The 7,743-nt window shown below is 71.9% G+C and carries 6 protein-coding genes; all 6 read right to left on the bottom strand.

What is annotated here, in order from left to right; translation table 11 throughout:
* Positions 1–1,923, bottom strand: a complete 1,923-nt coding sequence (locus AB0L53_RS06745; RefSeq protein ID WP_363991366.1) for an ABC transporter ATP-binding protein — start codon at positions 1,921–1,923, stop codon at positions 1–3.
* Between the two features lie 67 nt (positions 1,924–1,990).
* On the bottom strand, positions 1,991–3,739 hold the full coding sequence (locus AB0L53_RS06740) for an ABC transporter ATP-binding protein (RefSeq protein ID WP_363991363.1): 1,749 nt from the start codon (positions 3,737–3,739) through the stop codon (positions 1,991–1,993).
* A 53-nt stretch (positions 3,740–3,792) separates the two neighbouring features.
* Positions 3,793–4,038, bottom strand: coding sequence for an MbtH family protein (locus AB0L53_RS06735; RefSeq protein ID WP_363991360.1), 246 nt, complete (start codon positions 4,036–4,038; stop codon positions 3,793–3,795).
* A gap of 94 nt (positions 4,039–4,132) precedes the next feature.
* Complete coding sequence (locus tag AB0L53_RS06730) at positions 4,133–5,143, bottom strand: iron chelate uptake ABC transporter family permease subunit (protein ID WP_363991357.1); 1,011 nt, start codon at positions 5,141–5,143, stop codon at positions 4,133–4,135.
* 134 nt (positions 5,144–5,277) lie between these two features.
* On the bottom strand, positions 5,278–6,336 hold the full coding sequence (locus tag AB0L53_RS06725) for an iron chelate uptake ABC transporter family permease subunit (protein ID WP_363991355.1): 1,059 nt from the start codon (positions 6,334–6,336) through the stop codon (positions 5,278–5,280).
* A gap of 23 nt (positions 6,337–6,359) precedes the next feature.
* A complete protein-coding gene (locus AB0L53_RS06720; RefSeq protein WP_363991352.1) occupies positions 6,360–7,685 on the bottom strand; it encodes a SidA/IucD/PvdA family monooxygenase in 1,326 nt (441 codons plus the stop codon).
* Positions 7,686–7,743: the final 58 nt, after the last annotated feature.

Below are 7,743 nucleotides of genomic sequence, written 5' to 3'. Positions count from 1 at the left end.
TTAGGTTAGCCTAGCCTTACTTGATGGGGAAGTGGGTGTACGCGTCTCCCAAGCCCGCCACAGTTCGGCGTACCGGCCGCCGGCGGCGACCAGTTCGTGGTGCGGGCCCTCCTCGACGACCTTGCCGTGTTCGAGGACGACCACCCGGTCGGCCGACGCCGCCTGGGTGAGACGGTGGGCGACGATCAGGGTGGTCCGTCCCCGGGTCGCCGCGGCGGCGGACGCCTCGATGTCGCGGGCGCCCAGGCTGCCCGCTTCCGCCGTGGCCTCGTCCAGGACGGCGATCGCGGGGTCCGCGAGTACCAGCCGCGCGAGAGCGAGTTGCTGGGCCTGGGCCGCGGTCAGCTCGTGACCGCCTTCACCGACCACCGTGTCGAGGCCGTCCGGAAGGCTCCGCGCCCAGTCCAGCGCGCCGACGGTGTCCAGTGCCGCGGCGGCCTCGTCCGGCGAGACCCCCGGCCGGGCCAGGCGCAGGTCCTCGATCAGCGGCCCGGCGAAGACGTGGGTCTCCTGGGTGACGATCGCCACCCGCTCCCGCAGGTCCGCCGGGGCCGGCTCCGCCAGCGACACGCCGCCGACGCGCGCCTCGCCGTGCCCGGCCCGCAGGATCCCGGCCGCGATGGCCGCGAGGGTGGACTTGCCCGCCCCCGTCGACCCCACCAGCGCCACCCGCGCACCCGCCGCGACCCGCATGCTCACGTCGTGGAGCACGTCGACCCGGCCGTCGTAGCTGAAGCGCACGCCGGACAACTCAAGGGAGCCGTCCGCGGGCACACTTGGTGCCGCGGGCCGCTCAAGCAAGCCGTCTGCGGGCATGCTTGCCACACCGGACGCTTCCGGCTGGCCGTCCGCAGGTACGCGCGGCGCCCGGTCCGGGCCATGGCCGGTGACCGGTCGGGGCGCCGGAGTGAATTCCACCACCCCAACCAGCCGGGCCAGGCTCGCGCCCGCCGCCTGTACCTCGTCGAAGGTGAACAGCAGCATCGCGATCGGGTTGAACAGCCGATGGAAGAGGACGGCCGCGGCGGCACTCTCGCCGACCGTCACCGACCCCCCGCGCACCAGCAGGAACCCCGCCACCAGGATCGCGGCCAACCCGAAGAACTCCGCCCGGTTGACCCGGCCGACGAAGCGCGTGAACAGCGTGAAGACCGAGACCGAGATGTCGCGGGCCCGCCCGGAGGCGATCCCGATGTCGTGCAGCCGCGCCTGCTCCAGACGGTAGGCGTGCACCGTGCGTACACCCTGCATGTTCTCGACGAGCAGCTGCGACGAGTCCGCCACCGCCTGCCGCTCCCGGGCGTATTGGGGCGCCGCGCGCGGCAGATACCACCGCAGCGCCACCGCGTACAACGGCACCGCGACCGCGCCGGCCAGCCCGAGCCGCCAGTCGATCCCGGCCATCGCGGCGACGCTCAGGACGCCGAGCAGGAAAGCCGAGATCATCGTGGGAATCACGTCGGAGGCCGCCTTGCCGATCGCGGCCGCGTCGCTGCCCACCCGCGAGAGCAGATCGCCCTTCCCGGTCCGTTCGAGCGTCGTGGCGGGCAGGGTCAGCGCCCGGGCCACGGTCGCCTCCCGCAGCACCGCGAGGATCTGCCCGCACAACCGGCCGATCAGGTACGTGGCCAGGCCGGTGGCCAGCCCGCCGACCACGGCCGCGACGGTGATCACGATCGTGATGGGCACGATCGCGGAGGTTGGGGCGTGCTCCCGCACCCGGTCCACGAGAGCGCCCAGCGCGTACGCCGGCACCACAGAGGCGACCGCCCCCAGCAAGCCCACCAGCAGCGCGAAAGTGAGGCTCGGCCACCGGGCGCGCAGTTCCCGCCACAGCCACGCCCACGTGAGGCGCGCGCCGGCGACCGGGAGCAGCTCGCGATCTCGCCCGGTGTCCGTCCCGTCGCCGCCTGATCCGGTCATGTCGGCCTCGCCTGGTCGTGGTTTCCGCCTGATGCGGTCATCGCAGTACCGGCCTCGTCGGCTCGGGTCATCTCAATACCGCCCGGTTGTAGTCGCTGTCGGTCGCGGCCAGCTCGGCGTGGCTCCCCTCGGCGACTACCCGGCCGCCGTCGATGACGACGACCCGGTCCGTCGCGGCCAGCATCGCGGGGCTGCTCGTGACCACAACGGTGGTGAACGGGCCCGCCTCGCCGCGCGGGTGCCACGGAGCCTGTACGCCCTGCTCGGGAGCCTGCCCTGGGTCCTGCGCGTGCCGCAGCGCTCGTACGCCCTGGGCGATCGCGTGTTCGGTGACGGCGTCCACGGCCGTCGTCGGGTCGTGCAGGACGAGGATCGGCGGCCGGGCCAGCAGCGCCCGGGCAAGCGCGACCCGCTGCCGCTGCCCGCCCGACAGACTGGCACCCCGCTCGGTGACCAGGTGCTCCAGACCGTCGGGATGAGCGGACAGCACCTGGTCGGCAGCCGAGGCAGCCAGGACCTCGGCCAACAGAGCCGGACCGGCCGAGCCCGCCGCCAGTGCGCCGACGTCGAGGTTGTCACGGATTGTGCCCGTGAACAGGTCCGTCTGATGGGGTTCCACCAGCATCGTCCGGCGGGCGTGCGCCAGCCGTATCCGGGCCAGCTCTCGACCGCCGACCAGGACCCGGCCGTCGTACTCCTCCGGCGCCACCCGCCCCGAGAGGACCTTGACCAGCGCCTCTCCGTCAGCGGAGCGGTGTGCCGCGACGCCCACGAACTCGCCGGGCCGCACGAGGAGGTCCACCCCGTCGAGGGTGCCGTATCTGAGAGCGCGCACCTCCAGACCGGGCGCACTGTTGCCGGACGCCCCGTTGTCGAGCGGCTCGGTGCCGTCGGGTACCAGTGGGTCCGCGTTCAGGATGACGGCCACGCGCTCGGCCGACGCTCGCGCCTCCGCCACCCAGCTCGGGACGATGGCGAGCAGCCCGATCGGCTCCATCAGGAACTGAGCCAGCCCGATCACGGTGATCAGCTCCCCGGCGCTGATCCGCCCGGTCAGCGCGAACCACCCGGCCAGGATCGCGATGCCGCAGGCCAGCAGCGCGCCGCAGGTCGTCGAGGCGGCCACGTACACACCCTGGGTGCGGGCCGCCCGGACGACGGCTCGCAGGGAACGCCCGCTGACCTCCCGGTAGCGTTGGGCGGCCGCCTCCTCGGCGCCGAGGCCGCGCAGCGGACGCAACCCGCTGACCAGGTCGGTCGCCAGTGACGTGGCCTCCGCCGCGCGTTCCTGCTGCTCGGTCACCCGCTTGGTGATCAGCGGCGTGCCCGCCTGCAGCGCGAGGAGCACCACGGGCGTCCCCACGAGGACGGCCAGCCCGAGCCGCCAGTCGATCACGAGCAACGCGACGGCGCTCACCACGGTCGCCGTCACCGCGCCGGCGACACGCGGCACGTAGTCCAGCAGGTACGAGGTGTTGTCGGTGTCGGTGGTCGAGACGGTGAGCAGGTCGCCGACGCGGCGGTCGGTACGGATGCCGCGCGGATGCATGATCTTCTCCGCCACCTCGACCCGGAGGGTGTGGGCCTCCACCGCGATGGCGAGCATGAGCTGCCGGGCGCCGAACCGGTACGCCGTCGTCAGCATGACGAACAGCACCGCCAGGGCCGCCACCCAGAGCACGAGGGCGCCACCGTCGCCCGGGCCGATGGCCCGGTCGACGATGACACCGATGAAAATCGGTACGAGTGACTCGCACACCTGGTGGAGGCTGATGAGAGCGGTTCCCAGGCCCAGCCGCCGCCGGTTGCGGGTCACCGTACGCAGGAGAACGCGCCACCCCGTCCGGGGCCGCGCCGTGGCTGACGCGTTCAGCTGTCGTTCACCTGGGCCGACGCGCGGGCCATGCTCTCACGCAGGCTCTTGGGACGCAGGTCCGTCCAGTTCGTGTCGACGTAGTCGAGGCACTCCTGCCGCTTGCTCTGGCCGCCTTCGCCGAAGACGATCCGCCAGCCGCCGGGCACCTCCTTGAAGGTCGGCCACAGGGAGTGCTGCTCCTCGTCGTTCACCAGGACGTAGAAGGTGCCGTTCTCGTCGTCGAAGGGGTTGTCGGACACTGTGCCTCCTCGGCATCGGGGGTGGGTGGATGGATGGGAGCGCGACCAGTCAGGAGCACCGGGTCGCCCCGCGCCACGGCGGCGATGACTCTCCTCATCGGCTGCGCGCCTGCCTGGCCAGCAGCCAGGCGAAGTAGACGCCGCCCAGCGACACCGTGACGATGCCGACGGGGAGTTGGGTGGGGGCGAAGGCCCGCTGCGCGAGCCAGTCGCTCGTGGCCAGCAGCAGCGCGCCCGTGACCGCCGACGGCACCAGCGCGATGCCGGCCGTACGCGTCAGCAGGCGGGCCAGCTGCGGGACGGCGAGCGCGACGAACGAGATCGGTCCGGCGGCGGCCGTCGCCACCGCCGTCAGCGCGACCCCGATGACGAGGTACGCCAGGCGCGACCGCTCCGTCCCCACGCCGAGCGCCGCGGCGGCGTCGTCCCCCATGGCCAGCAGGGACAGGCGTGGCCCGAGTGCCACCAGGAGCGCGGTCGGCAGCGCGACCGAGACGGCCACGGGCAGGACCTGGTCCCAGGTCAGGGTGTTCAGGCTGCCCTGTCCCCAGATCGCGGCGGCGACGGCGGTCTGGAGGTTCACCTTGATGACGAACCACTGGTTGGCCGCGCCGAGGATCGCGCTGACCGCGATCCCCACGATGATCAGCCGGAATCCCTGGACGCCCTTCCGGTAGGCCAGCAGGTAGACCACGGCGGCGGCGAGCAGGCCGCCCGCCAGCGCGCCCGCGGCCGTCTGGTAGTAGTCGCGGCCGACGAACATCATCGTGACCAGCACTCCGGTGTAGGCGCCGGTGTTGAAGCCGATCACATCGGGGCTGCCCAGGGGATTGCGCATCAACGACTGGAACACGGCACCGCTCAGCCCCAGGGCCATCCCGATGAGCAGGGACAGCAGCACTCGCGGCAGCCGCCATTCCATGATCACCAGCCGGGCGGGACCCGGCTCGCCACCCAGCAGGACGCGGACCACCTCCCCCACGGGCACCTCGAACTCACCGGTGCCGAGAGCCAGCACGCCCACCGCGAGGGCCGCCAGACCCAGCACGCCGCAGATGACCGCCGTCCGCACCCCGAACCGCAGCGACACCGACGCCCCACGCACGACCGCGACCCGCCGACCGAAGTCCAGACCAGATCCCGAGTCCAGGACGGACCCCGGCGGGCCCAATGGGTGGGATCCGGCCGCACCGGATCCCACCGGACCCGATCCCGCCGGACCGGAACCCGCCGGGCCGGTCACTGGCCGCTCACCGTTCTGCGGCGGATCAGCCAGATCAGCACCGGCGCGCCCACGAACGCGGTCACGATCCCCACCTGCAGCTCCGCCGGCCGGATGACCACCCGGCCGACGACGTCGGCGGCGAGCATGAGGACCGGCGCACACACCATCGTGTACGCGAAGATCCACCGCTGGTCCGGCCCGACGATCCAGCGAACGGCGTGCGGCACCATCAGGCCCACGAACCCGATCGGGCCCACGGCCGCGGTGGCCGCGCCGGCCAGCAGGGTCACCGCGACCATGGACAGCGCCCGCGCCCGCGCGATGTTCGTACCCAAGGACCGGGCGAGATCGTCCCCGAGCGCGATGGCGTTGAGGGACCGCGCGACGGCCAGTGCCAAGACCAGCCCCGCCGCGACGAACGGCGCCACAGCTCCCGCGATCGACAGCGGCCTGCCCGCCAGCGTGCCGACGTCCCAGAACCGCAGGTAGTCGAACGCCCGCGGCTTCAGCAGCCGGATCCCGGCCGAGACACCCTCCATGACCGCGCCCAGCGCCACACCGGCGAGCGTCAACTGGATCGGCGTCGCGCCTCTGCTGCCCGCCGAACCCAGCGCGTACACCAGGACCATCGCGACGGCGCTCCCGAGGAAGGCGAACCACACGTACGACCAGATCCCGGTGAGCCCCAGCACCCCGATCGCGAAGACCACGAACAGGCCCGCGCCCGCGTTGACGCCGAGGATCTGGGTGTCGGCCAGCGGGTTGCGGGTCACGGCCTGGAGGAGCGCGCCCGCGATGCCCAGCGCCGCGCCGACGAGCAGGCCCAGCGCGGTCCGGGGGACGCGCAGCTCGCGTACGAGCACCTGGTCGTCGGTGTTGGTGAAGTGGGCGAAGGCGTTCCAGACCGTGCCCGGGGCGATGTTCTTGGTGCCGATGACGATGCTCAGGACGCAGGCGACCGCCAGCAGCACCAGGCACACCGCCAGCCACGCGCTCCGGCCCGCGTTGGTCGCGGCGACGCCGCCGGCCGGCTGCCGCTCCGTCTGCTTCGGCTGCTCGGGCTGCTTCGGCAAAGGTTGTGGGCGCAGGGATACCACTAGCTCGTGGCTCGCGCGCGGTTGGCGAGCAGCGAGTCGCGGATCTCCCCGGCGCGGACGGCCGTGGTGGACAGCAGGGTGGAGGTGATGCCGTGCGTGTGCTCGCTGGCCCCCTGTACGTAGATGCCGGCCGACACATGCCAGGGCACCTCGACGCGGTAGTCGCGGCCGATCCGGACCTCGTCCTCCTCGTCGCGCAGGCAGAGCTTGGCCGTCTCGCCGAGCACGGCGCCGATGTCCTGGGGGCGGTAGCCGGTGGCGTGCACGAGGATGTCCGTGGCCAGCACCTCCCGCTCGCCAGTCGGCAGGAACTCCACCGTGACGTCCAGGCGGTCGCCGTTGACGCTGACGTCCCTGATGCGGGAGACCTTGAGGATGCGCAGGCGTTCGTTGCCCTGGACCTTCTCGCGGTACATGGTCGCGTACAGGGACTCGATGAGGTCCATGTCGACCACCGAGTAGTTGGTGCCCCGGTGATAGTCGTGGAGCGCCTGCTTGACCGGGGGCGGAGCCTGGAAGAAGGTGTCGACGGCTTCGGGGTCGAAGATCCGGTTCGCGAAGGGGCTGTCGTCGGCCGGGGTGTAGCCGTACTTCGCGAACACCGCGCACACCTCGGCGCCGGTGAAGGTCCGGTGGAGATAGTCGGCCGTCTCCGCCGCGCTCTGCCCAGCTCCGAGCACCAGGATCCGGCGTACTGGGACACCGGCCTCGGTGAGGGCGGTCACGCGCGGGATCAGCTCGCTGTTGTGCCACACCCGGTCGGACAGGGCGGCGTCCGGCGGCAGGTGGGGTTCCAGGCCGGTGGCGACGCAGATGTTGCGGGTCCGGCGGACGATGACGCGCTCCGGGTCGCCGGGGTCGCGGCTGGTCACGTCGAACAGGGGGACCTCGCCGTCCTCCGTGACGACCGGCTCGATGGACAGGACCTCGGCGGAGTACTCGACCATTTCCCGCATCCGGGCCGCGGCCCACTCGAAGTAGCCGTGGAAGTCGATCCGTAACGGGAACAGCGTCTTGTGGTTGAGGAAGTCCACCAGCCTGCCGCGCTCCTTGAGGTAGCACAGGAAGCTGAAGTCGCTCGCCGGATCCCGCATGGTGACCAGGTCCTTCAGGAACGACACCTGCATGGTGGCGTCGTCGAGCAGCATGCCCCGATGCCAGCCGAAGACGGCCTGCTTCTCCAGGAACCCGGCGCGCAGCCGGTCCGCTTCCGGGACCCGCGCGTTGTGCTCGTCGACGGCTATGGCCAGCGCCAGGTTGGATGGCCCGAATCCGACTCCCAGGATGTCGTAGATCGTGTCCGGACCACTCGGCAGGGTCTCCACCGCGGCATCGCCTCCCTTATCGGGGCAATAGTAGATAAGGTAAGGCTAACCTTTCAAG

Origin of the sequence: Nonomuraea sp. NPDC052129 (assembly GCF_040680095.1) — a bacterium.
Classification (GTDB): Bacteria; Actinomycetota; Actinomycetes; order Streptosporangiales; family Streptosporangiaceae; genus Nonomuraea.
Note: the sequence above shows the minus strand (reverse complement) of the source record. Positions and strands in the feature narration are given on the sequence as shown.